Below are 25,810 nucleotides of genomic sequence, written 5' to 3'. Positions count from 1 at the left end.
CCTTGTCAGAACTTGTATGCCGCACCGAACTGGAATTGACGAGGCGGCCCGGCGTTGCGCTGCACGAAGGGCGCGCCGCCGCCGAACTGGACCTGGTTCGAGGTCGTCGCGGCGTTGGCAAAACCAGATTCGTTGTTCGTGTTGAACAGGTTGAACACGTCGGCGCTCAGCTCGAACCGTCCGCCAAAGCCGGGGATGGCATAGCGCAGCCCAAGATCGACGGTGGCTGACCAGGGGAGGCGGCCCGAATTGCGCGTGGCACCCGGATAACGGTCGGAATTGCCGACGAAGTTCTCGCCGAAAGAGGCTCCGTCGCCATTGAGATCCGGCGTGCCGAAGATCCGCGCGTCGGGCACGAGGTTGACGGGTTGGCCCGACTGGAACAGTCCGGCCACGCTGAGCGTCAAACCCTCCAGCGGGTAGAGATAACCGACCGCCGAGATAACATGACGCCGGTCGTTGGCCGATGGACCCCATTCGGTGCTGAAGAGGTTGGCGTTGGCCGCGCGGAAGTTGATGTCGTCAGTATCGTTCTTCAGGCTGGACAGCGTGTAGCTCAGGCGGAAGGCGTAAGCATCGGAGCCTCGCGCCTTGTTCACCTGCAGGATCAGCGCCTTGTATTCGGCCTCTCCCGCAGTCTCGGACACGGTGATCTGACGCGCGCCTCCGGCCACCAACGCGACCGGGCGGGTCGCATCGGCATCCGCCTGGCTGCGCACGAGGCCGAGCGACTGCGCGAGCGCAAACCGCGAAGCATTGTCGGGCTGGCTTTGCAGCAGAGTGATATTCGTCGGCGTCAGGTTGGCAAGGTTGGGGGTGAAAGGCGTCGGCGCATTGAGATCGCGCAGCCGCACCAGATTGTGAGAGCGGCTGTAGATCACGTCGGCGGAGAGCGTGATCGTGTCGGTTGCCTGGAACTGGTATCCACCACTGAGCTGCAGGCTCCACGGGCTCTGGTATCCATCGGGGCTCAGGATGCGCGCCTCGCCCAGGGTTGCCGTAGCACGCTGACCCTGGACCTGCTGCGGCGTCGGGCAGGTCGAGACGGTGGCGCAGTTCGGCGAGACGGTCAGGTTGCCGTCGAAAGTTATCCGGCTGAGATCGGTTCCCGCCGGAATGATGCCGAGCGACTGGAGCTGGCCGAGCTGGCCCAGAAAGCCCGGCGAAGTCGTGTTGCGCTGGAGTGCGTCGGAAATGACGGCATAGGAAAGCTTGCCATAGAAAAGCCCGGCTCCGAACCGTAAGGTAGAGCGGGCATCGGGCCGGTAGTTGAGTGCGAAGCGCGGCGCGAAATTATCGTAATCGCCGCCCTTGCCTCCTTTTCCTGTCAGGCTGTCGTAATCCCATCGCAGACCCAGCGTCGCCGTCAGTTTCGGACTGAGTTGCCATTCGTCCTCGACGTAGAATGCCAGCTGCGTCTGCCCGGTGCCGAAATTCTGCGGGCGCAGTTCGACTGAATAGTTGGCCACCGCCGGGTTGAGAGCAAGGACGTCCTGCGCCGACAGAGCCAGGCCCTTCGAGGACAGGCTGGCAAGTTGCGGGGCAGTCAGGTCTACCGTGAAGTTTCCGTCCGGATTGCCGCCGCCCAGCAGCGCAAAATCGGAATGGATGACATCGGCGCCGAAGCTCAGTTTGTGATTGCCCAGCTTGCGTTGCAGCCGGTGCGTCGTTTGCCAGGTCTCTTCGAGGTCATTGAACACGAAGCCGGGGTGGCCGACGACACCGACGGTCAGCCCACTGGACCCTCGAATCACGACTTGCGGCCCGGCCGGCCCCTTGGGCTTGCCGTAATCCCAGCGAAAGCGGCTGAACTGGACCGCGCCGTCATAGCTCCAGCTCTCCCCGGAATAGCTCGCCGTTGCCGCGACCAGCGTCGAGAAGCGGTCCTGGTCCGAACCCGCCGAAGGAAAGGTTACGTTGCCGCCGCCAAGGCCGCCGCCAGGTCGGTCAATGGTCACCCGCCCGAAACTGGCCCTCAGGCCCAGCGTCCAGTCCTCGGTCAGGCGGTGGTCGAGCCGGACCGAACCGAGGTAGAATTCATTGTTGCCGGTGACCGTATCCACCACGCCCAATGCAGGCGCATCGACCACCTGCTGATTGCGATCGCGGGTATATTCGAAATTGGCATAGAAGAAGGTCCTGTCGCGAGCGATCGGACCGCCAATGCTCGCACCGGCCTGGTATCGCTCGAAGCTCTCGCCAACCGGATTGCCTGACAGGTCGCGCCGTGGGAAAGGAGTGATTGCATCGAGTGGGCGACCTGGACGCACCAGCGCATAGACCTCGCCGTGATAGTCGTTGCTGCCCGAAGGTGAGGTATAGTTGACCACGCCGTTCGCCGTCCGGCCATAGGCCACCGAATAGGAGTTCGCGAGCACCGTCACGTCCCGGGTAAAGCCCAGCGGAACCGGAAACTTGAGGCCGCCCAGGAAGTTCTCGTTATTGTCGAGCCCATCAAAGAGGTAGTTGGTATCGAGTCCGTTCGAGCCGTTGATCGACACCGACGGTGCTTCGGGGAAGAACCCGGTCGAGGCCACGACATTGGGCAGGCGAACCAGTGCACCGATCACATCGCGCCCTTCAATGGGTAAAGCCACAAGTTCGGCCTTGCCAAGCGAAGCCGAGACCTCGGCATTGACGGTATTGAGGCGTGTGATTCCGCGTGCGCCGGTGACGACAATGGTTCCGCCGCCCACTGGCACAAGGCGCAGTGTTACGCTGCTGGTGAAGTTGGAGCGCAGCTCAACACTGGCCTGTTGATCGCTTTCGTAGCTGCCCCCGGCGGCGGTCGTGACCCGGTAGGTTCCAGCGGTCGTCAGACCTTCGATCCGAACGAATCCCTGCTCGTCCGAACGCGCGGTCCGGGAGTAGCCGATATCGGCATTCTCGATCCGCACTTCGACATCCGCCGCTGGCTGGTTGGTGGAGGCATCCACCAGGGCGATCTGCACCCCGGCTTGCTGGGCAAGGGCAGGATCAGCGACGGTTGCAACAGCCAGCACGCATGCCGAGACAAGGAGGCGGGACGATAACAAGCAGGATCTCCAATGCTTCTCGAGGCGAGCCTCGGTAGGGTTTGATGCCCCGTTTGTCGGTCACCCGGCCAAATCCTTACAACGTCATTTTGATCACGCCGCAAGATCACCCTGGAGACCAGCTACGAGGGCAATTTGCAGACGCCTGTAACCAGCCCGCATCTCGATCCGAATATTCAGGCAGGGGCCAGGATCGGAGCCAGCAGTATGAAGATTTCCAGCATCGTGAACCGCAAAGGTCGCCAGATCACCTCTATTCGGGAAACAGCGCCCATGGCCGAGCCGATTGAGATCATCCTGGCTATGCCGGGCTGAGCGATGGGGCTCTTGCTGTGGGTCGGTCGGCAACTGGCCGGATTCCTGACCGGGCCTTCGCGCGCACCCTATGCCAACGCCCCTACCGACCCCGAAGTGCTGCGCCGGATCATTCAGCCCGGCGACGTCCTGCTGGTCGATGGCAGGCAGCGCATCAGCACGGCAATCAAGTATCTCACCCAGTCTACCTGGTCGCATGCGGCGCTGTGTATCTCCGCTGCCGATGGTAGTTCGGACGCTTCCCCGCAGTTCGTCGAAGCCGATGCCGTGGATGGTGTAAGGGTCGTTTCGCTTGCTGAGTTCGCGGGCCTCCACACCCGCATCTGCCGGCCGATCGGTCTTACGGAGAAGGACATTAGCGTGGTTGTCGATTTTGCACTGGGACACGTCGGCGACGAATACGACCTCGCCAACGTTGTCGATCTTGCCCGTTACCTGTGCCCCACGCCGCCCGTGCCCTCAAGCTGGCGACGGCGGATGATAGCGCTCGGCAGCGGGGAGCCCACGAAGGCGATCTGCTCAACGCTGGTAGCCCAGGCGTTCCAGTCGATCCGATACCCGATCCTTCCGCAAATTACCCGGGAACTTGTCGAGGACCCGGACTGCCAGGGCTGCGTCCGCGACATCCTGCACATCCGCCACCATAGCCTGTTCACGCCGCGGGATTTCGATGTCTCGCCTTACTTCGACATCGTCAAGCCGACTGTCGCTGGCGGGTTCGATCATCGCGCCCTGAGCTGGGACGATCGCCTGCCCTTATCGATCAGCGCAGCCTAAGCGGATCTCAAGTTGATCGTGCTGGCAAGATTTCAGCCACTGTCAAAGCGGCGTCAAAGCCCGCGCCGTCCAGCTCGCCAGCTATCGAGCGAAATCGTATCCTCGTCGCGAAACGCGAACAGCACCAGCGACGCAGCCGCCACTGTCAACGAAGGGAAGAAGAGAATCTGGCTCGTCTCGCGAGTCAGCAGCCACATGCCGAATGGATCGAGCAGATATTTCCAGATCGAGAGAGCACCACTGACCAGCACCACTGCTTGCGCCAGGTAGACCCAACGCCGCCACAGACCGAGCACGGTCAGCACCCCGATTGCGAGCAGCGCCGCGCCCCATGCCAACTGGACAGTGTGCGCGGCCCCGATCCCGGAATAGTATTTCTCGCTGACGTGGGCGCCCATGCCCGGTTCGACAACGCGAACCAGGCCCCAGATAATGAGCAGCAGCCCTGTACCGAGCCGCAGGAACAAAAGACTTTTTGCCTTCATGGATTCACTCCTTCTGTCGCGGCATGTGTGCGCAGCCGACCAGCGCGGGAATTGGAAATTGCTGAGGGCTGACGGACGCTTCCATCCGCCAGCCCCCCTCTCATGCCATCAGCAGCACGGCAGTCCGCAGCAAGCGGCCAACGCACAGCAGGCCTCGGCAAAGGTCGACGGACTGGCCGCAAAGGCCATGCCAGGCGTCAAAAGGGCCGAGGCAGCGATGATCTTGGTGATGAGTTTCATATCAATTCTCCAGAATGTGTTTTCGGTTGTAGTCGCGCGGACCGCACCCTGGGCGGGGGCGGAACCGGCTTTTCGGAGATGGATTCGAGTGATTGCGACGCCCGGGAACCGCGAACTCCAACAGCGCGATGACTTTCAAGCGCGAGAGACACGGGGATGACTGCTGCGGCGCATATACGTTTGCAGGCCGTAAACTCTGCCGCGCAACCACTGGATTGGTCGTCGCAACATTGCGTGCATGTGGCAGCCGGACGATGATCGCTTGTCTGGACGGCCGCCAGACCCGGCAGCGGGCCTACCACTGCAAAAAGCATGGCCAACACGAGTAGCTTGAGACGGCCCATAGACTCTTGTTCGTGCCTGAAGCAGCTTTGGTTACAGCCCCTGACAAAAAACCCGGTCAGCCCCGACGCCACGCATGATAGCGTTCCACGAAGCGGATCAGGCCTTCGGGCGCATGCTTCTTCTTCCACTCGCCCGCCGCATATTTGTTGGCTTCGGCCATGGTCGGATAGGTGTGGATCGTTGCCATGATCTTGTTCAGCCCAAGTCCGTGCTTCATCGCCAGCACATATTCGGCCAGCAGCTCACCGGCGTGATCGCCGACGATGGTGACGCCAAGAATACGGTCCTTGCCGGGAGGCGTGAGAACTTTGACGAAGCCCTGGGTGGCGCTTTCCGCGATCGCGCGATCGAGCTCGTGCATCGGAAAGACCGTGACTTCGTGGGCCACACCCTGCTCGCGCGCTTCCTGCTCGTTGAGCCCGACGCGCGCCACTTCGGGATCGATGAAGGTGGTCCAGGGAATGACCCGGTAGTCGGCCTTGAACCGCCAGAACTGGCCGAACAGTGCGTTGACGCTGGCGAACCAGGCCTGGTGCGATGCGGTGTGAGTGAACTGGTAAGGCCCGGCGACGTCTCCGGCGGCGTAGATGTTGGGGTACAGCGTCGCGAGGTAATCATCGGTGACGACTGTACGCTCGGTTTCGATCCCGATATCCTCCAGGCCATAGCCGGAAAGCCGCGCCTTGCGCCCGACGGCCATGATGACGGCGTCATAAGGCAGGACCTGTTCGATGTCCTGATGACTGACGACGAGTACGCGCTGGTCTCCATGCCGCTCGAAGCGCAAGGCCTTGTGCTCGGTCAGCACCCTTACCCCAGCGGCTTCCTGGGCGTTACGCGCAATCTCGGCGACATCGGCGTCCTCGCGCGGCAGCAAACGAGGACCCATCTCGACCTGGCTTACTTCCGCTCCAAGCCGGGCGAAGGCCTGGCTCAGCTCCGACCCGATCGGTCCGCCGCCAAGGACCACGATCCGGCGCGGAATGGCGTCGAGCTTGGCGAACTCTTCCCATAGCGTGTCGCTCGTCAGGTATCCGCTATCCTCGATTCCCGGAAGCGGGGGCACCAACGGGGCCGCGCCCGCCGCGATGATAATCGAACGTGTCGTCAGCCGCTGCGTCGTTCCGTCATCGCGCGCGATCTCGACCGTCCAGGGATCGATGATCGTCGCATAGCCCTTCACGACATCGACCCCGAGGCCGGCATAGCGCTCGACGCTGTCATGGGGTTCGATGGCAGCGATCACGTCGTGAATGCGCTGCATGACAGCCTTGAAGCTGAATCCCGGCTCGGCGGGATCGAGCCCGTAGGCTTCGGCATGGCGCATCTGATGAGCAACCTTTGCCGACTTGATCAGCGCCTTGGACGGGACGCAGCCATAGTTGAGGCAATCGCCGCCCATCTTGGAGGCTTCGACCAGCGTCACCTTCGCCTTGACCGTTGCGGCAATGTACGACGAAACCAGTCCTGCGGCACCGCCACCAATCACAACCAGGTTGCGGTCGAACCGCGCGGGGCGCTGCCACCGCGCATAGACGCGTCGCCGCCTGATGGCAGCCATGATCCACTTCCCCACCCATGGCAGCGCACCAAGCGCAGCGAACGAAGCCAGCAGCCCGGGAGAGGCAATGTCGGACAGTGCGTCGATCCGCGCCAGCTGTGTCCCGGCATTGACGTAGACTATCGTGCCCAGGAACATGCCCAGCTGGCTTACCCAGTAATAGGTCCACGTCCGGATCGGGGTCAGCCCCATCAGCAGGTTGACCGCGAAGAACGGGAAGACAGGGACAAGGCGCAGCGAGAACAGGTAGAACGCACCATCGCGCGCCACACCTTCGTTCACCGAGCGCAAACGGGCTCCAAAGCGGGACTGGACGGCATCACGGAACAGATAGCGCGAGGCAAGAAAGGCAAGCGTCGCGCCGATGGACGAGGCAAAAGAGACAACGAGCGTGCCGGTTGTCACGCCAAAGACCGCCCCTGCGCCAAGCGTCAAGATCGCCGCGCCAGGAACGGAAAGCGCGGTCAGGATCACGTAGATGGCGAAAAAGGCCGCCAGAACCAGCAGCGGGTTGGCCTGATAGAAACCCTCGACCGCTGCCTGCTGCGCCTTAAGTGCATCGAGCGTCAGATACTGCCCGAGATCGAGCAGGAACCATGCGGCAAGGCCGATCACAAGCAGACTGGCAACGGCAATACGTTTCAACAAATAGCTCCTGATCGAAATTGCTGTTGCCGCTTGGTCGGTTGACCGCTGGCTTCCTTACACATCCTTGTGCTCGGCCTTGGCGGCATAGACCTTTGCAGCCTGGCCGAGCTGCGGCAGCTGTCGTTCGAAATTCGCGCACCCGCGGCACATGCCGACATGGAGGCGCAGTTTCATCCGCTCCGAGAATGTCAGGGGCCGCTCACGGCTCTGCGACATCAGAAAGGTGGCATCATGGCAGTTCATCATGATCAGGCCCCCTCTTGGAACCAGTGAAGTTGCAGGCAGGTGCGCAGCGCGAGGCGGGCGCGATGCAGGATGACGTGGACATTCGAGATCGACAGTCCGAGTTCGCTGCAGATTTCCTGCGTCTCAAGTTCGACGACCTCACGCATCATGAAAACCCGGCCTTGCTGGGGTGGCAGCCGGTTGAGACAGGCATCGAAAACGGCCAGGAACTGGCTCGAGTGCAAAGCGGCTTCCGGATCTTCCCAGCGCGCTGGCCGGGAAGCATCGCGCCACATGCCCTTGCGGTCGAACAGTTCGGGCAGGGCTCCTTCCTGATCAGGCCCCTGCAGCTGGCTGGCGTTGATCGGGCGGCGCTGACGTTGCCGCAGAATGTCGGCAACCTTGTTCTTCAAAATGGCGATGATCCAGGTCTTGAGCGCTGCCTCGCCCCGAAAGTTGGACGCGTTCTTGAAAGCGCCGGCCAGTGCTTCCTGCACCGCGTCCTCAGCCTCGTCGTCGCTGCCAAGCTGAAGCCGGGCAAACCGGAGCATATCATCTCGAACACGGGCGAGGAACGCCGGATCGGCAGCGGCAAAATCGGGGACTTGGCTGGCTATTTGTTCCATTCAGCCCTCCAGAGTCTGACGAGCCTTGGCGGCGCTGTAGCTCGAGACAAGGTAGGGGACTGCGTAGTTGAGCAGCACCTTGCCCCATTCGATCCCGCTAGCGTGCCAGAGGGCCGAGCCCTGGTTGATCGCGTTGAGGCAGGTTCCGACAAACAGGGACACCTTGATTGCCCCCGTCATGACCGGCCGGGACAGAATGTGGCTCAGTAATCCTGCCATGGTCCCCTCATCGTCCCGCCTGGGCAGGCTGGGTGTAACGAGCGACAAAGCTGCGGTCGATCCAATCCTTGATGCGCCAGGCCCAATTGCCGATGGCAACAAACCGGCCCCACGAGACAATTGCACGCTTGTCGCCCAAAGCGAGGAGGTAGAGCGTGCGGTTTCGGGGCTGGTACCGCGCAGGGGCGGTACCGTCGATCGCGGCGCGCAGGTTGGCGGCCAGCACCGGCCCAGCTTTCACGGCATGAACCCCGGATCGCTCGAGGTTCCGGTCGACCCGATCGACGATGTCTCCGGCCGCGAAAATGGAGGGATGGGATATGCTGCGCATGTCTCCACTGACGGCGATAAAACCCGCTGCGCTGCAGGTGAGGCCCGATCGCGCCAGCCAGCGCGGCGCCCGGCTGCCGGTCGCCGCGATTGCGCAGTCCACGGAAAGGTGGAGGCCGTTGGACAGCAGAAAACCCTCTTCCGTCCCCGCGGCTTGCGCGAAGTGCACGTCGATCCTTCGCTTCGCCAGTTCCTCAAGCGCTCGTGTGAGAACTTGTGGCGCGTGGCCCACGAGGAATCCTTCACCCGGGGTTACAAGCGCCACACGGGCATTCCTGAACAAGCCGCGGATCGCGCTTTCCACCCCCATGGCCAGTTCCACGCCTGCCGCGCCGCCGCCAACGACCGCCACGTTGACCGTTGAGGCCAGCGCAGCCCGCTCAAGAAACGCGGACCACCTTTCCATGAACAGGCCAACCGGTCTTACCGGCAGAAGCCTGTCGCCCAGCGTCGCCAGGCTCGAGATGTCCGTCTCGCCACCCGTCGCCAGTGAAAGAAGATCGAACTCCAGTTCCTCACCCGACGACAGGGTGAGCATCTTGCGGGCTGTATTGAGCCCGATGACATCGGCCAGATGCAGCCTGGCACCGGCGCGTTCGGCCAGCGGCTTGAGGTCGATCAGCAGATCGTTGGCCCGGTAGTTGCCGGCCAGCCAGCCCGGCAGCATACCGGAATAGGCCGTATGCCGCGACGACGTGACGAGCCATCGCTCTGTATTTCGCAACGGTCGTTTGGCCCAGTCCCCAAGGACTGCCAGATGGGCATGGCCGCCGCCTGCCAGAATGATACGTCGCTTCATGCCATGCCGATCAATCGAAGTTTGCCCGCAATGGTCGCGCGAGCACCGCAAACCTTACAACGGTTTCTAACGGAATTTGCAGTGATTGACCTTCGCCCACATTCCTGCTGACTTCGCCCCCATGGCCGCGCCGGATACAAGGATTGCGCCCAGCGCTGATAGCCGTCAGTCGCGCATCGACATGCGTTCGGTCAGCCGGGTCGGTATTAGCGATTTTGGCGTGAACGCGCGTCGCATCCGCGATTTCCTGGAGGCGCTGGCCGCCACCTGAGCTATTTCGGCTGACCGGTCTACCAACGGATCATCGGCGGCACCGCAACCCTGCCGATGGCAGCACACACCACTACGACGGCACTGTGCCACAGGCCGATATGGACGATGTCGCTGTAGATGCAGTGGAACGAAAAGGCGAAGATACCGAAGCTGCCCGCAGCCACGCCGGTAAGGAGACCAGCGCGTTCGGTCGAGGTCGGCGCTCCTCTTCGAAGCCACCAGACAAGTACAGCAAACGTCATGAACGCAAGTCCGCTGCCGATCACCAGGCAATCGAGGCCATGCTCCACGGCGGTCGCCGAAATGGCGCTCGTACCTTTCCCCAAGCCGATGATGGCGGCGGCGACGGGCAATAGTCCCGTCATGGCAGCGGCCCACAACCATCCGCCATGATCGCTGCCCACGCGCGGCTGGCTCATGACGATGACCGTGACGGCGGATGCTAGCCCAAGCACTAGGAACAGACCCGTCGCCAGCAGGAACACGGGATCGAACCGCCCGGCGAGCACGTCCGGGCGGACGCCGAACATGAGGGCCACGGTGGCGAGGGTCACGCCAAGTCCGGCCAGCGCGAATCCCATCCCGCTTGATAAGCGCAGCGGCCGCACCGGCTCGAGGCCATCGACCAGCTGGGCAATCAGGGCGCCGGTGGAGTTTGGGGTATCACGGGACATCGGTTTCACGCCTTCTCGATCATCGCGGTGAGCTTTTTCAGCCCGCGGTGAATGTTGACCTTTATCAGGCTCTCGCTCTGTCCGCAGGCTCTGGACGCCTCGGACACCGAAAGGCCTTCGATCTTGACCAGTTCGATCGCCCTGACTTGCGGCTGCGGCAGCTGGGCGAACAATCGCTCGAGGCTGATCCGGGCAGCAATGGCGGGTTCTTCGTCCGCGCCCGCCAGTTCGTCGGCAAGCTCCGTTTCGTCGGCACGGTAGATCCGGCGCAAGTGATCGACCCAGCGGTAACGAGCGATCGCCGCCAGCCAGGGCAGGAACGCGCGCGTTGCATCCCAGGTGGCTAACTTGTGATGCAATGCCAGCAAGGTTTCCTGAACCAGATCATCCAGCTGCGAAGGCGCAATCCGTCGTCCGAAATAGAACCGCAGCCAGCGCTGGCATTCGCCCAGTAGGACCGCGTAGGCCTGCTTGTCGCCAGCCTGCGCTTGTCCCATCAGACGGGCGAGCGTTGGCTCGTCGGCCCTCATGCTGTCCGGCGACGTCCCAGCGGCGCGTCAAGGCTGATGCTGCCACCGCCGCGCACAATCAGCACCAGCGCCAATGCCGCCCACAGTGAATGCACCTGCCACCAGGCCTCAGGATAGACGAAGATCTGGATCACCAGCGTCATGCCCAGCAGGGCTCCCGCGGAAAGGCGTGTAAACAGGCCGAGCACCAGCAGGATCGGGAACAGGTGCTCCGAGACCGTCGCCAAGACCGCAGCGAGATCGCTCGGCAGGGGCATGCCTTTGTATTCCTCCTGGAAGAGGAAGTAGGTGTTGTCGCTGATCGAAAACCAGCTCCCTTCATCGACCTTGGTGCGGCCCGACCGCCAGAACACACCGGCGAGCGCGATGCGTGTAAAGAGCAAGGTCAAGTTTTGCAGTCTGCAATTGCTGACCAAAGCAACCATCCGGTCGTAGAATCTGAGTATCCGGTCCATCATTCCACCTGTCGTCTTTCCGCCCGGATCAGGGCGCCCGCTTCGAGCAGCGCGATCAGCGCCGCCATAAAGTCGTCGGACGACAGTCGATCCTTACAGTCAGGTTCGTCGAAGTGGCCCAGAAGGTTACCGATGACCTGAATATCTTTGAGCGTTGCGAAGATCGCCCGCATGGCCGCGCTTGCCGGCGAAACGAGAACATCGGCCTCGGGCCTGACGACCAGAATTGCCGGCGCTTCGACAAGACCGGCCACTTCCACGCCGATTGCCTCATGCACGCTGCGATCGAATGTCCCGATCGATGCGGAAGGATGCGCCGCGATGGCCAGGTCGAGAAGCGCCTGTTCACCTAGCCCGGCAAGATCGGCAAGGCGCAACGGAACGGCATCTCGGGCATGATAGGCTTCCAGCCAGAGCCACTCGAACCGCGCCAGATCAACTGCTGCGCCTGCTTCGTCAGACGTGGCCAACCAGCCCGGGAAAGCCTCCCCGATGCCTGCCAGGGTCTTTGCCGTCACTCCCGGTTGATGGATATACAACCGGGAGTGTTCATTGAAGCGCGCTTGGCCCAGCAGGGCGAGCACGCGCGGAAACGTGTCCTCCAGCGCGACAAGCCGGGCGTGACTGATCGTATTGGCATGAACTTTCATGCCCGCCAGCACGCGCGCATGGGCTCCTGCAAAAAGCCGATCCGGCAGAAACTCGGGGCCATGATCGAGCGCCTGCATCATGGCCGCCTGGACCTGATCAAGCGCAAGCATGAACCTGATCCAGCGGAAGTGCGTCCAGCGACGCGAAACGCGTCTGTCCCTGCATGATCGCCTCGGCCTTGGCCGCTTCTCCCAGCAGTACGGCGTAATCGGGGACATCGGTATCCCATTCGATCAGGACCGGCTTTCGGCCAGCGCGGGCGGCGAAGCGGGCGAAGAGCGCCCAGGTCACTTCGGAGATGGCCGAACCGTGGTCATCGATCAGAAGGACGCCATCCGGGTGCTCCTCCCGGGCATGGCCCGCCAGATGAACTTCGCCCACGAGGCTCGGATCGATCGAATCGATCATCGCTTGCGCGTCGAGGCCGAGATTGGTGGCGGAAACCTCGATGTTGTTGATGTCGAGGAGAATGCCGCAACCGGTTTGGTGGCAGAGCAAGTGAAGGAACTGCGCCTCGCTCATGTCGTCGCGGGCGAAGGCGAGATAGCGCGAGGGGTTTTCGATCAGAATGCGGCGCTTGAGCCGGTCCTGCACGCGGTCGATCTGCCGGGCGAAATGCCCGAGGGCTTCCTCGGTATAGGGCACCGGCAGGAGATCGGGATAGCGATTGTTGGCGCTTCCGCTCCAGCTGAGATGATCCGACACCGAAGCCGGCTCGTAGCGCTTGCACAGCGCCGCAAGCTGCTCGAGCTCGGCCACGTCAACTCCGCCTGCGCTGCCGAGCGACAGACCGACCGAGTGGAAGCTCAAGGGGAAGCGCTCCGCGATGGCAGTCAGCCAGCGATGTGGCGGACCGCCCGCGCCAGAGTAATTCTGCGGATGAACTTCAAACCAGGCCGGAACCGGCGCTGGCGGCAAAATGCTGGCTGACACGGGCTGAAGCACCGCAGAGTAGTGCTGCGGCTTCAATCCGATTCCCGGCAAGGGGGGCAGATCTGACGGGAGGTTCATGTCAGCCAGCATCCATGCGACCCGAGGGCTTCAGCCCTTCTGGGAGGCGGGTGGAGAGTTTCAGCCGCGCCGCGGCACCGGCTTGGCGCTGCCGGCGTGCGCTTCGAGCGTCCCGCCCTGTTGCAAGCAGGTTCCGGCGGGCACCAACTTCCAGGCGTTGCCCTGGTAGTCGACGGTCGAGGTTCCTGCGCAGGAGGTGCCGGGGCCGGCGGCGCAGTCATTCTTGGCCTTCAGTGCGACGCCGTAGCACTTTTCCTTGGCGCCAGCACCTTCGCCCGCAGCCGCAGCAGGCGATGCAGCCAGGAGGGCGGCAGCGGCGAGCGTCGCAGCGGCGGCGGCGATTCCAGTCGTATTCTTCATGAGCAAGCCTTTCGAATCTGACGTGGGGGTCGTTCCCCTCACACCCCCCAGTTCGGTCGATCTGCAGCAGAGGTTACAGCGAGCCCGCATTTTTTTGCTCACTCGGCTCGATCACCGCCTGACCTGGGGGCAATTCTGACCATTATTACGATCAGCGGAATTCTGACTTCAAGCTGATGCAACTTCTTCCGCTCAGCGATCTGACGCACACCGGAACTCCCGGGAATTTGTCGCCCCCGACCGAAAGCATTGAAAGGATTTTCCATGAAGTTTTCTGCCGCCGCCCGTGTTCGTCGGGCCCTGTTTGTTGGTGCCGCTGCTGTATTGGCCAGCCTTGCGCCCATCGCCACTGCCCAGGCCGATGGGCTGCCGGACCCCGGCTTCGAGATTGTCCAGGGCCAGACCGCGCTGCTCGTCACTGACCCGCAGAACGACTTCCTCAGCCCCAAGGGCGTCGCCTGGGGCGTGGTCGGCAAGAATGTCGAAGCCAACGGCACGATCGCTCACATCGACCAGCTGTTCGCGGCAGCCAAGACGGCAGGCATGCCGGTGTTCGTCTCGCCGCACTACTATTACCCGACCGATCATGGCTGGCGCTTCGAAGGCGCGCTTGAAGCCCTGATGCACCAGATCGGCATGTTCGACCGCAAGGGACCGCTGATGACCGAAGGCTTCGAAGGTTCGGGCGCAGACTGGCTCGCCCAGTACAAGCGTTACATCAATGATGGTCAGACCATCGTCACCAGCCCGCACAAGGTCTTCGGTCCGGAGACCAACGATCTCGTGCTCCAACTGCGCAAGCGTGGCATTTCCAAGGTCATCATCGCCGGCATGTCGGCCAATCTGTGCACCGAGGCGCACATGCGCGAACTGATCGAGCAGGGCTTCGAGGTCATGGTTGTTTCGGATGCGACGGCCGCCGCCCAGCTGCCCGGGATGGACGGCTACGCTGCCGCCATGGCCAATTTCCGGATGATCGCAAACCATGTCGCCGACACCGGAACCGTCGTGACCGCCATCCGCGCCAACCACCACAAGTAAGCACAACCCCGGGGTGCTGGTCGATGACCGGCACCCCTTTGCCGGGAGACTAGCGCATGACCGATACCCCCGAGTTCGCATTCACCGCCGAAACCGCACGCGCCAAGGTCCGGGCGGCCGAGGATGCCTGGAACACTCGGCAGCCTGGGCGCATCGCGCTGGCCTACTCACCTGAAAGCCAGTGGCGCAACCGCTCCGAATTCGTGAACGGACGCCCAGAGATCGAGGCCTTTCTGACCCGCAAATGGATCCGCGAACTCGATTATCGCCTGATCAAGGAAATCTGGGCGTTTGCTGGTAATCGCATTGCGGTCCGGTTCGCATACGAATGGCACGATGATTCCGGTAACTGGTTCCGCTCCTACGGGAACGAGAACTGGGAGTTTGATACCGAAGGCCTGATGCAGCGACGCTTTGCCTGCATCAATGATCTCCCGATCGCTGAATCCGAACGCAAGTTTCACTGGCCGCTCGGACCGAGGCCGCTGGACCATCCCGGCCTGAGTGAGCTCGGCTTGTAACCAGGCCGCGAGCCAGCGCGAAAGTAAGCGGGATGGACGAACTGGTCACATACGATATCGCCGAGGGGATCGCTCGGATCGTAATCGACGATGGCAAGCGCAACGCGATGAGCGCGGACCTACTCGCATTGCTCCACCGCGCTTTCGAGCGCGCGGAGGGAGAAGCACGAGCGGTTACTCTCATTGGGCGCCCCGGCGTCTTTTCGGCGGGCTTTGACCTCCAGGTTTTTGCGCGCCGCGATCCGTTGGAAATTCACGACATGGTCAGGCTGGGTGCCGAACTGGCGCTCCGCCTCTTTGCCTTTCCCTTGCCGGTTGTGGTGGGGTGCACGGGACACGCCTATCCGATGGGTGCCTTCCTCATGCTCGCGTCCGATTTCTGTATCGGAACGGAGGGACCCTACTTGATTGGCCTCAACGAGGTTGCGATCGGGCTGGCGATACCCCGCTTCGCCGTCGAGCTGTCGCGCGCCATGCTGACGCCGCCCTACTTCAACCGGATCGTCACAGCGCAGATGCTTGATCCGGGCGAAGCCCGGGATGCCGGATTCGTCGCGAGCCTGGTCGACGCTGACGCGCTCGATGGCGCGGTTCGCGCCAAGGCCCATGAACTTGCCGCGCTCGATCCCATTGCCTTTCGCATGACCAAGTCGCGCGTTCGCAGCGTGGCTGCGGCCGCGATCCGCCGGGCGATCGACGAGGAGATCACGCTCGATCACTACCGGCGAGCCGCAGTCAACTAGCTCAAGCCGAGCATTTTTTCGGGCGAAATGTGGGGGTAAAATGATGATCGGAAAGGTGCTTGGGCAGATTTCCCGTCTGCGCGCTGCGGCTATGCAAGTGTTGCGCATCTCGGTCGAACTCGAAGCCAGTGTCATGTCGAGTTCGGCGGGCGGTGACAGCTTGCGCGTGCGGCCGACACGGCAGGCCTGGCGCGAACTTGACGCAGCGATAATCCACGAAAAGGTCGTGGAGACCTACCGCGCACGTCGCCGCCGTGACCGCTTCCTGCCGACCGAACTGTTCGGCGAACCCGGTTGGGACCTGCTCCTCGATCTGTTTGCGGCGCGCTTGCATGGCCGGCTGATCTCGGTCACGAGCGCCTGCTATGCAGCAGGCGTTCCGCCCACTACGGCGCTGCGCTGGTTGCGTTTGCTCGAGGAGCAAGGGCTGGTCGAGCGCATCAAGGCCGAGACCGACAACCGGGTCAGCTGGATCAGGCTCAGCGATTCCGCCCTGCGGCAAATGTGCGCCTATTTCGAGGACCTCCTCGCGGGCGCGGAATTCGAAGGCTGGCGACACCTCGGCACGGGCCCCGAGGCCGGCGAGTCATGAGTTTTCCGAGGCGGCGAAACCCGTTCGGCCTGCTCGGCCGACTTGTTGCTGCGATCGGCCGGCTGTCTCCCGAGGGCTGGGCAATCGCCCTGATCTATCTTGCAGCAATCATCAATGGCCTGCGCATTGCCCTTGCACTCACCTGGTGAGCCAGGGGATCGGCAATAACTAGCAGGTTGTCTTGCCTCTGGTCCCATGGCGATGGGGTTGACGGCAGATCGCTGCGTTCCTTGTCGTCTGGCTTCACAACCGCACGGAAGATGTCATGTTTGTGTGCTGCCGCAGATCGCCGGAAACTCAAATCTGTTGCTTACGTCGCTGGTCGTCCTTCCCGATCAATTCGGAAAGATGTCCGGATTTGACCAGCATGCGCACACCGCTTTTCCCAGCACGCGAGACAAACGGTTCGGACGGCGGGAGACGCAACCAGGAATGCCGCGTGTAACTGTCTCCGGCTTCGATGAACTCGCCATCGAGTACGAGGATTTCGAGTCCACCGTGTCCCCAATGGTCGATAGCGACATCGGCTTGCCAGACCTCGATCCGGACACTTTCCTTCCCATGACAATGAAGGGCAAGACTTGCCACAGCCGGTGCGTCGTCTCCGAGTGAGGATCGAAACTGGCTCGTGTCCACCACCACAGCTGACCTGTCATCGGTGGCGAACTGGTTGAGCTTGACAAAGATCAGCGCTCCATCGGGTGCCGAGGGGCTGTGGCGTGACCACGGCGGGTTGCGCACATAGGTGCCCGCCTTGTGTGAGCCTTCCTCGTCGACAAAATCGCCTTCGAGCACGAAATACTCCTCGCCGCCGCCATGCACATGATCGGCAAAGGTGCTCCCCGGCGCAAAGCGCACAATCGTGGTGGCCCGTGCCACTTCGTCGCCGATCCGGTCCAGCATGCGCCGCTCCACACCCTTGCTGGGCGAAGCAGACCACGACGCGTCTTCGTCATGGCTCGACGCGCGCCGCGAAAAATCCGCGTTGATTCTCACCGAAAGTCCTTCTCGATCATGGCTGCATAAGCGCCAGTTGCTGGCTGGGTGGCCGGCCAGACCGATGAGGGTCAATCTGGCCGGCCGGCGCAGGCTCGCCGGGTCGTAGTGACGGGGCCTGCGCAAACGGGGTTACAGTGGAGATCTTTGTCTGCACCTCTTCGTTCGGGACCAGGATGCGGTTACAGGATCCGGGCCAGCGTCTCGGGATCAACAGCCGTGAGGCGATCCGAATGGAGGAGTGCTGCGAACCAGTCGTCCGACCCACCCCCGAAGGGTCGGAACGCCCTTGCCGCGGTGATCCTGCGAAACAATCGCCACCGGCCCGATCTGGACTTGTCAGGCGCAGACATCACGCGGCCCTGCTTGCCAGGATCGCCGTGACCTCAGCCTCGACAGTGGCGAGATCGGCATCCGAAGTGCCGACGCGAGCGGCGTGTTCTCGTGCAAGCGCGATCTGCGCCTGGTCGCCGCTCTTGATCGCGCAGGCAAAAACGAGCGCGGCGGCAGTCCGGGCTTCGAAACTCCGCCCAGCCAACGCTGCGTCTATTTCCGCACCAGTCAGGCCTGCCTGGCGGGCGCCGAGGTCAAGCGCAGCAAGTGTTCTTTCACAGCCGCAATCGGCCAGAACGGCAAGCCGCAGCTGCGCCAGAACACGGCGCGAGAATCGATCGGTTTTCACCGTTCGCCGCTCGTCAGGTTCCGCCAAGTCAGCCTGCCAGGTTCGGCCGAGGCCGGGTTTGGACGTGGTTTCCAGCGATTTGATTGGGACTCATGATCTTTGCTCCTGCCACGCCAGCATCGCTGGCAGCCAAGAGATAGATCACCACGGATCATGCGATAATCGGCCAACCGGGAAATGGATTGTTGCCGAGAATGAAACGTCGCGTCAGTTGATGAAACGGTTGGCCCGTAGCCTGCTGACGGCAAAATCGACAAAGGCCCTGACTTTGGCCGACGCATTACGCCCCTCTGGATGCACGATGTGAATGGGCAAGGCCTCTTCCTCGAAGTCTTCCAGGGTCGTCTGCAGCCGGCCATTGAGCAGGTCCGGCCCGATCTGATAAGACAAGACGCGCGTCAGGCCCCAGCCGGATCGGGCCGCGCTGATCGCCGCTTCGTTGGAGTTGCAGAACAGCGCCGGTTTGACATGCGTCGTGATCTTGCCACCAGCACCAAATCGCCAGTCCAGCGAAGTCCAGGCGCTGGTCGCGGCGATAATCCTGTGCCGTGCCAGGTCCGAGGGATGCTTCGGTATGGCGTGACGTTCGAAATAATCGGGCGCGCCGCAGATCACGCGGCGCACCGAACCGACCTTGATGGCGCTGTAACTGGAGTCGGGCAGCTGACCGATCCGGATTGCCACGTCTATGCCTTCGTCGACCAGGTTGGTAACCCGGTCAAGAAACAACAGTCGGCCCGAGACATCGGGGTAAGTGTCGAGGAACTCGGTGATGAGCGGCATCACATAGATCTGCCCGAACAGCACTGAAGCGGTTACCGTGAGAAGTCCGGTGGGCTTCGCAAATGACCCGGCGGCCGATGCTTCGGACTCTTCGATGTCTGCCAGGATGCGCCGGCAGTCCTCGACATAGCGCTGGCCAGCTTCGGTCAGCTTCACCGAGCGGGTCGTCCGCGTCAGCAACCTCGCTCCGATAAGGTCTTCGAGCGCCGCGACTGCCCGTGTTACCGCGGGCGGACTGAGGTGCAGTTGCCGGGCAGCCTCCGCAAAGCCGCCCGTGTCGGCAATGCGGACGAAAACGCGCATGGCATGAAAGCGATCCATCCTGCCCTCCGATCTTTGTCAAACTGTCGCAGGAATAGCCGCTTCGAAGACCAAAGGAACCTGCAAATTATTCCATCCTGCGGAATAATGACTTCAAGGCGATGCAGCTTCTTTCACCTCGCGGCCTGCTCCATTGCCTATGGGCCGGACGAGTGCCGGGCCCCATCCACGCAGGAGCAGACCAATGAAACTCTACTACCACCCGATTTCCGGGCACGCGCACCGCGCCCAGCTCTTCCTCTCGCTGATCGGCGCTGAAGTTGAACTCGTCGAGGTCAATCTCGCCAAGGGCGAGCACAAGTCTCCTGAATACCTCAAGCTCGATCGCTTCGGCCAGGTGCCGCTGCTCGACGACGAAGGCACGATCGTCGCCGATTCCAACGCGATCATGGTCTATGCCGCCAAGAAGTTCGGACGCACCGACTGGTTGCCCGAAGACGCGCTGGGCGCGGCTCGCGTTCAGCGCTGGCTCTCGGTGGCCGCCGGCCTGATTGCCTTCGGACCGGCCGCCGCCCGCCTGATCACGATCTTCAACGCCGGCTTCAACCCGGAAGAGGTGATCGCCCGTGCGCACACCGTACTCAAGCTGATCGAAGCCGAACTCGACGGCGGCGAATGGATCGTCGGTGATCACCCGACCGTCGCTGACGTCGCGCTCTACAGCTATATCGCGCGGGCGAACGAAGGGAACGTCGATCTCGCCGATTACGGCAACGTCAACGCCTGGCTCCGACGGGTCGAAGCGCTGCCGGGCTTTGTCGAATTCGGCAAGACTCCAGTCGGCCTCGCTGCCTGAACCCAAATGCGCGGGGCGTCGATCTGGCGCCCCGCGCCACCACTGACGGGACCAGGCCATGAACGAGCGCACGATGTCTGGCGGATCGCCGTTCCATCCGGGCGAGGTTCGAATCCAGCAATCGCTCGGCGTTGCCGAGCGGATGGAACAATTCGGGCGCCGCGTTATTCGCGATCACATGCCCGACCAGCACCGCGACTTCTTCGCGCAGTTGCCTTTCGTGGTTCTGGGGTCGGTCGATCCATCCGGCGATGCCTGGGTCACGCTGCTGACAGGCCGTCCGGGCTTTATGCAGAGCCCCGATCCGAAGACGCTCTCGTTCGCCCTGCCGCTCGATCCGGCAGATCCCGTTACCCCGCTGCTCGACAACGGAGCAGCCGTGGGACTGCTCGGCATCGAACTGCATAGCCGGCGACGCAACCGGATGAACGGAAGCGTCACGATGCGCCCCGGCAACCGCTTCGATGTGACGGTCGAGCACTCCTTCGGGAACTGCCCGCAGTACATTCAGTTGCGCGACTCCGAATTCGTCAGGGATCCGGGCTTCTTCGGCTCCGCGCTCGTTACCCGGTCCGAGGCCCTGCATTGGCAGGCACGGGCAATGATCAAGCGCGCAGATACCTTTTTTGTTACGTCCTATCTCGATGATGCCGACGGCCGCCACGTCGATGCCTCTCACCGCGGCGGCAAACCCGGCTTCGTCCGGATCAACCCCGATGGATCGCTGACGATACCGGACTTTGCCGGTAACCTGCACTTCAATACCCTCGGCAACTTCCTGCTCAACCCAAAGGCCGGACTGGTCTTCCCCGACTTCGAGACCGGCGACATGCTGCATCTCAGCGGTGATGCCGAAGTCGAGCTCGAGTCCGCCGAGGCCGCGGCATTTCAGGGAGCGGAGCGACTCTGGACTTTTCGTCCGCGCCAAGTGGTGCTTCGGCCTGCCGCGCTGCCGCTGCGCTGGAAATTTCGCAACGACGGCTGGTCTCCCAACAGCCTGATGACCGGCGACTGGGGCCAGGCCCGCGAGCGGCTCGATGCGGCGGCGCTCGCTTCGTCCTGGCGCCCCTTCAAGGTGGCACGGATCGTCGATGAGAGCAGTGTCATCCGCTCGTTCCATCTCGAGCCGGCGGACGGCAAGGGGATCATCGCGCACGAAGCCGGTCAGCATCTGCCGATCCGGGTACAGCCGGAGAATGCCGAAGCGCCGCTGGTTCGAACCTACACTTTGTCGATCGCGCCATCGGACGGTCACTACCGGATCAGCGTCAAGCGCGATGGCGTCGTCTCGAGTCACCTCCACGACCGGCTCAAGGTCGGCGACCTGATCGAGACCCGCTCGCCGGCCGGCCAGTTCACGATCGATCCTGCCGAGACCCGCCCGGCGGTGCTCATGGCGGCAGGCGTCGGGATCACGCCGCTCCTCGCTATGCTCCGGCATCTCGTTTACGAAGGCGAGCGCAAGCGTCGCCAGCGTCCCGCCTGGCTGTTCGTTGCCGCGCGGACCCTGCCTGAGCGGGCCTTCGACATGGAGATCGAGCAACTGGTCGAGCGGGCCCGCGGCGCGGTCCGCGTGGTGCGGGTGCTCGACGATACGACCGGGGCAGAAGAGGGCCGAGACTTCGAGGCGACCGGGCGGATCGACATGGCTCTGCTAAGTTCAGCGCTGCCCTTCGACAGCTACGATTTTTACATGTGCGGCCCGCCGCCATTCATGCAGGGCATCTATGACCAACTGCGCGGCATGGGAACACCCGACGAGCGCATCCACGCCGAAGCCTTCGGTCCGGCATCACTCAAGCGTACGCGAGACGACACCGCGCCCGACTTGCCGGCCATTGCCGACAGACCGGTTCCGGTGGCCTTCACCCGGTCGGGCAAGGAGGCACGCTGGGAGCCAGGCAGCGGTACCCTGCTTGAGCTCGCCGAAGCGCGCGGGCTGACACCGGAATTCGGGTGCCGCTCGGGGTCCTGCGGCAGCTGCGCAACGCGCATCATCGCGGGTGAGGTGAGCTATGCCACCCGCCCGCAGGCCAAGGTCGATGCCAACCAGGCGCTGCTTTGCTGCGCCATGCCGAGCACCGCCGGCGGCGCAGACCGCCTGATCCTCGATCTCTGACCCTGAAGAAAGATCGCAATGACCAAGAGAGTCCTCCTCCTGCTGGCTGACGGCTTCGAGCCACTCGAGGCCGCGGGCTTCACCGATGTCTTCGGCTGGGCCGCAATCGATGGCTCGGAGCCGGTCGAACTGGTCACGGCCGGCCTGCGCTCACCGCTGCGCGCGACCTTCGGTTTTTCCGTCATCCCGCAGGCGATCATCTCCAATCTCGATCTGTCGACCTTCGACGCGCTAGCCATTCCGGGTGGATTTGAGGGTGCGGGCTTCTACGGCGATGCTCTTTCCGAGCCCTTCCTGGACGTGGTGCGCAGCTTCGACAGCGCCGGAAAGCCGGTGGCATCGGTGTGCGTCGCCTCGCTTTCGCTCGGCGCAGCAGGGATCATGCGCGGGCGCAGGGCAACCACCTACCACCAGTTCGGCGGAAAGCGGAAGGCCGAGCTCGAGAGCCACGGAGTCCGGTTTGTCGATCAGCCGGTCGTCGAAGATGGCGGCGTGATCAGTTCGACCGGGCCGGGCACGGCTATCGAGGTCGCCTTGCGCCTTCTCGCAAACCTGACGTCCCCGGCCAACGCCGCTCACATCAGGCAGTTGATGCGCGTTCCCGAACCCGATCCAGCCTGGCTGGTGCGACCCCAGGTGGTGGTCGAATGAGCCAGCGTCCCGTCGACATTGCCTTCACCCGCGCAGTCCGGGCAGCACAGCAGCGCAAGGGATCCCGGCAGATTTACGCTTCCATGGAAATGGGCCGAGAGATCGACCCCCGGCTGGGTGCCTTCATTGCACAGGTTCGAAGCTTCTATCTCGCGACCTCCAGCAGCAATGGCCAGCCGTACATCCAGCACCGCGGCGGGCCACCCGGGTTTTTGCACGTCATCGGCCCGACCACGCTGGCTTTCGCCGACTTCAAGGGCAATCGCCAGTTCATCACCACCGGCAATCTCTCTGAAAATCCGAAGGCCTTCATCTTCCTGATGGACTACGCTGGCCGGCAGAGGGTCAAGATTTGGGGGGCGGCAACGGTCGTCGAAAACGATGTCGCGCTCGCCGCGAGGCTGATGCCCGGTAACTATCGCGCCGCGCTTGAGCAGGTCATCCTGTTCGAGGTTGAGGCATGGGACTCCAATTGCCCGCAGCACATCCCCCAACTCGTCTTCGCTGAAGACGTCACAAAGGTCCTGGCGGCGCGCGATGACCGGATCGCCCGACTCGAAGCAGAACTCGCTGCATTACGATCCGGGAAATAATCCATTCCCGATTTCGGTCATTCATCTTGGATGTCGGTCCAATTAAAAGGCATCCAGCACAAGGCGCCCACCGCCCTCCGGGGCCTTCTGCTGGCAATCACGCGTTCCGCGCGTCTGCCATCGACCGGGCGGAACGCCTCCACCCCCCGCTTGTTCCGCCCGGTCGTTCATTGGCAGGCGCTTGGATCCGCTCTTTCGTTCCGGCAATGCGCTTGCGGGCCGGACGAACTAAAGCACTTGCCCTGCTCGACTGGCTCTGGCTGGCTCCCCAAGCGATTTGAAGGGCTTCTGCTGTCTCAGCGAACTCCAAGCCAGGCGAGACTATCGATCACCTCAAAGCGCGAAAGGACCAACACCGCGCCTGTATAAGCCAATGGCAAGAATGTGCCCCAACCCAACGGCTTCAGCCACGTGGCCCTTTCGGCACCACTAAAGGCGAGCGCAAACGCCGTCGCACAGAACGCGATGGCGAGTGCGGCGAGCAGAGCGAGGATCAGCAAGGGCGCCTTGTCGTTGCCCGAGGCGTTGGCCGTGATGATCGAAATAGCAAGTCCAACAGATGGAGCCAGCCACAAAGTGAATCGATGCTGTGATCGTGTGTCCCGTTGAGCCATCACTGGCTGCCAAAAATGTTGACGCATCGGGACCTCTCTCGGGAACCGTATAAGGAAACTAACAAGCGTTCGCGCATAGGCGTCCCTTACCTGGTTTCACAGCAGTTCAATATAGTGGTCGCTGGTGATCGTCCGTTCGCTGGCGCTGGGAGCGACCAGCTATTCCGACCTGTTGCGGCAACCTGAGCGGATCACCACAAATATCCTCGCAGACAGGCTCACAGGAAAGGGAGCGCGGCTCCTGCCAACAATCCAGGCCTTGGCGCGATGCGGGGGAAGCTGAATTGCCCGACCGCCGGCAACCACCGGAGCGGTTCTACACGATTACTCCGGAGGAGCTGCTGGTTGTGCTGTAGCCGGTTGCCGCTGCATCTGCCGCCCTGCCATGAAACAAGAACCTGTGTTCCCCCAAGTCGAGATGGGCTCCAAGGGCATACCCGCAACATTTTCTCGGACGCAGAATACGCTCAACCGTTCGATCCCTGTCGATGGTCTGCCATTCGACGCAGCTCGGACACAGCGAAGAACCGCTTACTTTCTGCTTACATTCACCTCATTTTCGACAATGTAAGCAAAATTTGCTTACATTGTCGAGGTGCTAAATCGTTGGTTTTCCGAGAGAAAACTGGAGCGGGCGAAGGGATTCGAACCCTCGACCCCAACCTTGGCAAGGTTGTGCTCTACCCCTGAGCTACGCCCGCTCTGACGTTTGCGGCCCGTTGCTTTGCAGCGGTTGGGCCGGGGTGAGGCGCGCAGTTAGCAGTGGGGTCGCGGCTTGCCAAGCGGAAAAATGCCTTTGCATGGATTGCGCGGTTTATCCCTTCACAAATCGCCGCGAAGGCCCACATTGGCTGCCGAAGTTTCCCGTTACATGGAGCGTTCCCTTGGCAAGCATGGGCCTGAGCATCGACGAACAGAAGGCCGTGGACCGGTTCCGCAAGGACGTGGTCGAACCGTCGATGACCAATCTGGTGATCCTCGATTTCTGGGCCGAATGGTGCGGGCCGTGCAAGGCGCTGACGCCGGTGCTGGAAAAGGTCGCCGCCGACTACGCCGACAAGGGCGTGGTGCTGGCCAAGTGCAATGTCGATGAGGAACAGTTCATCGCCGCGCAGTTTCAGGTGCGCTCGATCCCCACGGTCTATGCGATGTTTCAGGGCCAGCCGGTGGCCGACCTGACCAATGCGCGCGGCGAATCGCAGCTCAAGGGCATGATCGACCAGTTGCTGGCCAAGCTGCCGATCCAGCCCGGCGGCGGTGCGCCCGCGCCGGACATCGCGCCGCTGCTGGCGATGGGGGAGGATGTGCTGGCGGGCGGCGATGCCGAGCGCGCGGCGAGCATCTTTGCCCAGATCCTGGAGATGGCGCCCGAAAACGCCCCGGCCCACGCCGGCCTGATCCGTGCCATGCTGGCCGTGGGCGAGGTCGAATCGGCGCAGCAGCTGCTGGATGCCCTGCCCCCGGAACTGGCGGGCGATGCGGAAATCGTCCGGGCCAAGGCCGCATTGGAACTCGCCAAGGACAAACCGGAAGACAGCGTACTGGCCGCGCTGCGGCTGGCGGCGGAGGCTGATCCGGCCGACATGGCGGCGCAGCTGGCTTATTCCGCGGCGGCGTTCGCAGCCGGCAACCGCGATGCCGCGGCGGAAACGCTGCTGGCGATGATCGCGGCGGACCGGGCATGGAACGAGGGCGCAGCGCGGGCCAAGCTGCTCCAGATCTTCGAAGCGGTCGGGCTGGAAGACCCGTGGGTGGCGGCAATGCGCCGACGCCTGTCGATCATCCTGTTCGGATAGGGG

The 25,810-nt window shown here is 62.7% G+C and carries 29 protein-coding genes and 1 tRNA gene; 12 read left to right on the top strand and 18 right to left on the bottom strand.

Going from position 1 to position 25,810, the window contains the following annotated elements; all coding sequences use genetic code 11:
- Nucleotides 1–5 precede the first annotated feature (5 nt).
- A complete protein-coding gene (locus tag Q8Q53_RS05940; RefSeq protein WP_305700839.1) occupies nucleotides 6–3,002 on the bottom strand; it encodes a TonB-dependent receptor domain-containing protein in 2,997 nt (998 codons plus the stop codon).
- 351 nt (nucleotides 3,003–3,353) lie between these two features.
- Here Q8Q53_RS05940 and Q8Q53_RS05935 point away from each other — a divergent pair, with 351 nt between their 5' ends.
- Complete coding sequence (locus tag Q8Q53_RS05935; protein ID WP_305700838.1) at nucleotides 3,354–4,127, top strand: YiiX/YebB-like N1pC/P60 family cysteine hydrolase; 774 nt, start codon at nucleotides 3,354–3,356, stop codon at nucleotides 4,125–4,127.
- Nucleotides 4,128–4,180: 53 nt separating this feature from the next.
- Here the strand turns inward: Q8Q53_RS05935 and Q8Q53_RS05930 are convergent, their stop codons facing one another.
- The 6 genes from Q8Q53_RS05930 to Q8Q53_RS05905 form a co-directional block, all read right to left on the bottom strand.
- On the bottom strand, nucleotides 4,181–4,612 hold the full coding sequence (locus Q8Q53_RS05930) for a hypothetical protein (RefSeq protein WP_305700837.1): 432 nt from the start codon (nucleotides 4,610–4,612) through the stop codon (nucleotides 4,181–4,183).
- A gap of 640 nt (nucleotides 4,613–5,252) precedes the next feature.
- Nucleotides 5,253–7,403, bottom strand: coding sequence for an FAD-dependent oxidoreductase (locus Q8Q53_RS05925; protein ID WP_305700836.1), 2,151 nt, complete (start codon nucleotides 7,401–7,403; stop codon nucleotides 5,253–5,255).
- A gap of 57 nt (nucleotides 7,404–7,460) precedes the next feature.
- Nucleotides 7,461–7,652, bottom strand: a complete 192-nt coding sequence (locus Q8Q53_RS05920) for a zf-HC2 domain-containing protein (RefSeq protein ID WP_305700835.1) — start codon at nucleotides 7,650–7,652, stop codon at nucleotides 7,461–7,463.
- Nucleotides 7,653–7,654: 2 nt separating this feature from the next.
- Nucleotides 7,655–8,257 (bottom strand): sigma-70 family RNA polymerase sigma factor, encoded by a 603-nt coding sequence (locus Q8Q53_RS05915; protein WP_305700834.1) that lies wholly within the window; start codon nucleotides 8,255–8,257, stop codon nucleotides 7,655–7,657.
- On the bottom strand, nucleotides 8,258–8,476 hold the full coding sequence (gene nrtS / locus Q8Q53_RS05910) for a nitrate/nitrite transporter NrtS (protein WP_305700833.1): 219 nt from the start codon (nucleotides 8,474–8,476) through the stop codon (nucleotides 8,258–8,260).
- Between the two features lie 7 nt (nucleotides 8,477–8,483).
- Nucleotides 8,484–9,605 (bottom strand): FAD-dependent oxidoreductase, encoded by a 1,122-nt coding sequence (locus tag Q8Q53_RS05905; protein ID WP_305700832.1) that lies wholly within the window; start codon nucleotides 9,603–9,605, stop codon nucleotides 8,484–8,486.
- A 121-nt stretch (nucleotides 9,606–9,726) separates the two neighbouring features.
- Here Q8Q53_RS05905 and Q8Q53_RS05900 point away from each other — a divergent pair, with 121 nt between their 5' ends.
- On the top strand, nucleotides 9,727–9,876 hold the full coding sequence (locus Q8Q53_RS05900) for a DUF1499 domain-containing protein (RefSeq protein WP_305700831.1): 150 nt from the start codon (nucleotides 9,727–9,729) through the stop codon (nucleotides 9,874–9,876).
- Nucleotides 9,877–9,895: 19 nt separating this feature from the next.
- Here Q8Q53_RS05900 and Q8Q53_RS05895 read toward each other — a convergent pair whose 3' ends face one another.
- Genes Q8Q53_RS05895 through Q8Q53_RS05870 form a run of 6 tightly spaced genes read right to left on the bottom strand, consistent with a single transcriptional unit; the run spans nucleotide 9,896 to nucleotide 13,559 of the window.
- Nucleotides 9,896–10,552 (bottom strand): DUF1109 domain-containing protein, encoded by a 657-nt coding sequence (locus tag Q8Q53_RS05895; protein WP_305700830.1) that lies wholly within the window; start codon nucleotides 10,550–10,552, stop codon nucleotides 9,896–9,898.
- Between the two features lie 5 nt (nucleotides 10,553–10,557).
- Nucleotides 10,558–11,082 carry a sigma-70 family RNA polymerase sigma factor gene (locus Q8Q53_RS05890; protein ID WP_305700829.1) on the bottom strand — a complete coding sequence of 175 codons (525 nt, stop codon included), beginning with the start codon at nucleotides 11,080–11,082 and terminating at the stop codon, nucleotides 10,558–10,560.
- On the bottom strand, nucleotides 11,079–11,537 hold the full coding sequence (locus tag Q8Q53_RS05885) for a DoxX family protein (RefSeq protein WP_305700828.1): 459 nt from the start codon (nucleotides 11,535–11,537) through the stop codon (nucleotides 11,079–11,081). The genes Q8Q53_RS05890 and Q8Q53_RS05885 overlap by 4 nt, the downstream gene beginning before the upstream one ends.
- Nucleotides 11,537–12,298: a putative DNA-binding domain-containing protein gene (locus Q8Q53_RS05880; RefSeq protein WP_305700827.1), complete on the bottom strand. Its 762-nt coding sequence runs from the start codon at nucleotides 12,296–12,298 to the stop codon at nucleotides 11,537–11,539. Before Q8Q53_RS05880 ends, Q8Q53_RS05885 begins: the two co-directional genes overlap by 1 nt.
- Complete coding sequence (locus tag Q8Q53_RS05875; protein ID WP_305700877.1) at nucleotides 12,285–13,199, bottom strand: DUF692 domain-containing protein; 915 nt, start codon at nucleotides 13,197–13,199, stop codon at nucleotides 12,285–12,287. The genes Q8Q53_RS05880 and Q8Q53_RS05875 overlap by 14 nt, the downstream gene beginning before the upstream one ends.
- 60 nt (nucleotides 13,200–13,259) lie before the next feature.
- Nucleotides 13,260–13,559 (bottom strand): DUF2282 domain-containing protein, encoded by a 300-nt coding sequence (locus Q8Q53_RS05870; RefSeq protein WP_305700826.1) that lies wholly within the window; start codon nucleotides 13,557–13,559, stop codon nucleotides 13,260–13,262.
- Between the two features lie 264 nt (nucleotides 13,560–13,823).
- On the opposite strand from Q8Q53_RS05870, the gene Q8Q53_RS05865 reads away from it, so the two are divergent.
- From Q8Q53_RS05865 to Q8Q53_RS05845, 5 genes are read left to right on the top strand one after another with little or no spacing between them, the layout of a single operon-like run.
- Nucleotides 13,824–14,600 (top strand): cysteine hydrolase, encoded by a 777-nt coding sequence (locus Q8Q53_RS05865; protein WP_305700825.1) that lies wholly within the window; start codon nucleotides 13,824–13,826, stop codon nucleotides 14,598–14,600.
- Between the two features lie 56 nt (nucleotides 14,601–14,656).
- Nucleotides 14,657–15,121 carry a nuclear transport factor 2 family protein gene (locus tag Q8Q53_RS05860; RefSeq protein ID WP_305700824.1) on the top strand — a complete coding sequence of 155 codons (465 nt, stop codon included), beginning with the start codon at nucleotides 14,657–14,659 and terminating at the stop codon, nucleotides 15,119–15,121.
- Nucleotides 15,122–15,153: 32 nt separating this feature from the next.
- Nucleotides 15,154–15,864 carry a crotonase/enoyl-CoA hydratase family protein gene (locus Q8Q53_RS05855; protein WP_305700823.1) on the top strand — a complete coding sequence of 237 codons (711 nt, stop codon included), beginning with the start codon at nucleotides 15,154–15,156 and terminating at the stop codon, nucleotides 15,862–15,864.
- Between the two features lie 40 nt (nucleotides 15,865–15,904).
- On the top strand, nucleotides 15,905–16,456 hold the full coding sequence (locus Q8Q53_RS05850) for a MarR family transcriptional regulator (protein WP_305700822.1): 552 nt from the start codon (nucleotides 15,905–15,907) through the stop codon (nucleotides 16,454–16,456).
- Nucleotides 16,453–16,605: a hypothetical protein gene (locus tag Q8Q53_RS05845; protein ID WP_305700821.1), complete on the top strand. Its 153-nt coding sequence runs from the start codon at nucleotides 16,453–16,455 to the stop codon at nucleotides 16,603–16,605. Before Q8Q53_RS05850 ends, Q8Q53_RS05845 begins: the two co-directional genes overlap by 4 nt.
- A 148-nt stretch (nucleotides 16,606–16,753) precedes the next feature.
- Here the strand turns inward: Q8Q53_RS05845 and Q8Q53_RS05840 are convergent, their stop codons facing one another.
- From Q8Q53_RS05840 to Q8Q53_RS05830, 3 genes are all read right to left on the bottom strand, one after another.
- Nucleotides 16,754–17,527, bottom strand: a complete 774-nt coding sequence (locus Q8Q53_RS05840; protein WP_305700820.1) for a cupin domain-containing protein — start codon at nucleotides 17,525–17,527, stop codon at nucleotides 16,754–16,756.
- Between the two features lie 277 nt (nucleotides 17,528–17,804).
- Nucleotides 17,805–18,161 (bottom strand): hypothetical protein, encoded by a 357-nt coding sequence (locus Q8Q53_RS05835; RefSeq protein WP_305700819.1) that lies wholly within the window; start codon nucleotides 18,159–18,161, stop codon nucleotides 17,805–17,807.
- 180 nt (nucleotides 18,162–18,341) lie between these two features.
- A complete protein-coding gene (locus Q8Q53_RS05830) occupies nucleotides 18,342–19,238 on the bottom strand; it encodes a LysR family transcriptional regulator (RefSeq protein WP_305700818.1) in 897 nt (298 codons plus the stop codon).
- A gap of 184 nt (nucleotides 19,239–19,422) precedes the next feature.
- On the opposite strand from Q8Q53_RS05830, the gene Q8Q53_RS05825 reads away from it, so the two are divergent.
- From Q8Q53_RS05825 to Q8Q53_RS05810, 4 genes are read left to right on the top strand one after another with little or no spacing between them, the layout of a single operon-like run.
- Nucleotides 19,423–20,034 carry a glutathione S-transferase family protein gene (locus Q8Q53_RS05825; protein ID WP_305700817.1) on the top strand — a complete coding sequence of 204 codons (612 nt, stop codon included), beginning with the start codon at nucleotides 19,423–19,425 and terminating at the stop codon, nucleotides 20,032–20,034.
- Between the two features lie 58 nt (nucleotides 20,035–20,092).
- A complete protein-coding gene (locus tag Q8Q53_RS05820) occupies nucleotides 20,093–22,153 on the top strand; it encodes a pyridoxamine 5'-phosphate oxidase family protein (protein WP_305700816.1) in 2,061 nt (686 codons plus the stop codon).
- 18 nt (nucleotides 22,154–22,171) lie between these two features.
- Nucleotides 22,172–22,804, top strand: coding sequence for a DJ-1/PfpI family protein (locus tag Q8Q53_RS05815; protein WP_305700815.1), 633 nt, complete (start codon nucleotides 22,172–22,174; stop codon nucleotides 22,802–22,804).
- Nucleotides 22,801–23,397 carry a pyridoxamine 5'-phosphate oxidase family protein gene (locus Q8Q53_RS05810; protein WP_305700814.1) on the top strand — a complete coding sequence of 199 codons (597 nt, stop codon included), beginning with the start codon at nucleotides 22,801–22,803 and terminating at the stop codon, nucleotides 23,395–23,397. The genes Q8Q53_RS05815 and Q8Q53_RS05810 overlap by 4 nt, the downstream gene beginning before the upstream one ends.
- Nucleotides 23,398–23,693: 296 nt before the next feature.
- Here Q8Q53_RS05810 and Q8Q53_RS05805 read toward each other — a convergent pair whose 3' ends face one another.
- Both Q8Q53_RS05805 and Q8Q53_RS05800 read right to left on the bottom strand, forming a co-directional pair.
- Entirely contained in the window at nucleotides 23,694–24,038 is a 345-nt protein-coding gene (locus tag Q8Q53_RS05805) for a hypothetical protein (RefSeq protein ID WP_305700813.1), read from the bottom strand.
- A 599-nt stretch (nucleotides 24,039–24,637) separates the two neighbouring features.
- Nucleotides 24,638–24,712 (bottom strand) — tRNA-Gly (locus Q8Q53_RS05800).
- Between the two features lie 192 nt (nucleotides 24,713–24,904).
- On the opposite strand from Q8Q53_RS05800, the gene Q8Q53_RS05795 reads away from it, so the two are divergent.
- Nucleotides 24,905–25,807 carry a tetratricopeptide repeat protein gene (locus Q8Q53_RS05795; RefSeq protein ID WP_305700876.1) on the top strand — a complete coding sequence of 301 codons (903 nt, stop codon included), beginning with the start codon at nucleotides 24,905–24,907 and terminating at the stop codon, nucleotides 25,805–25,807.
- The last annotated feature ends 3 nt before the right edge of the window (nucleotides 25,808–25,810 follow it).

The organism is Novosphingobium sp., from assembly GCF_030699305.1.
Classification (GTDB): domain Bacteria; phylum Pseudomonadota; class Alphaproteobacteria; order Sphingomonadales; family Sphingomonadaceae; genus Novosphingobium.
The sequence above is the reverse complement of the archived record's forward strand: the minus strand, read 5'-3'. Positions and strand labels throughout refer to the sequence as shown.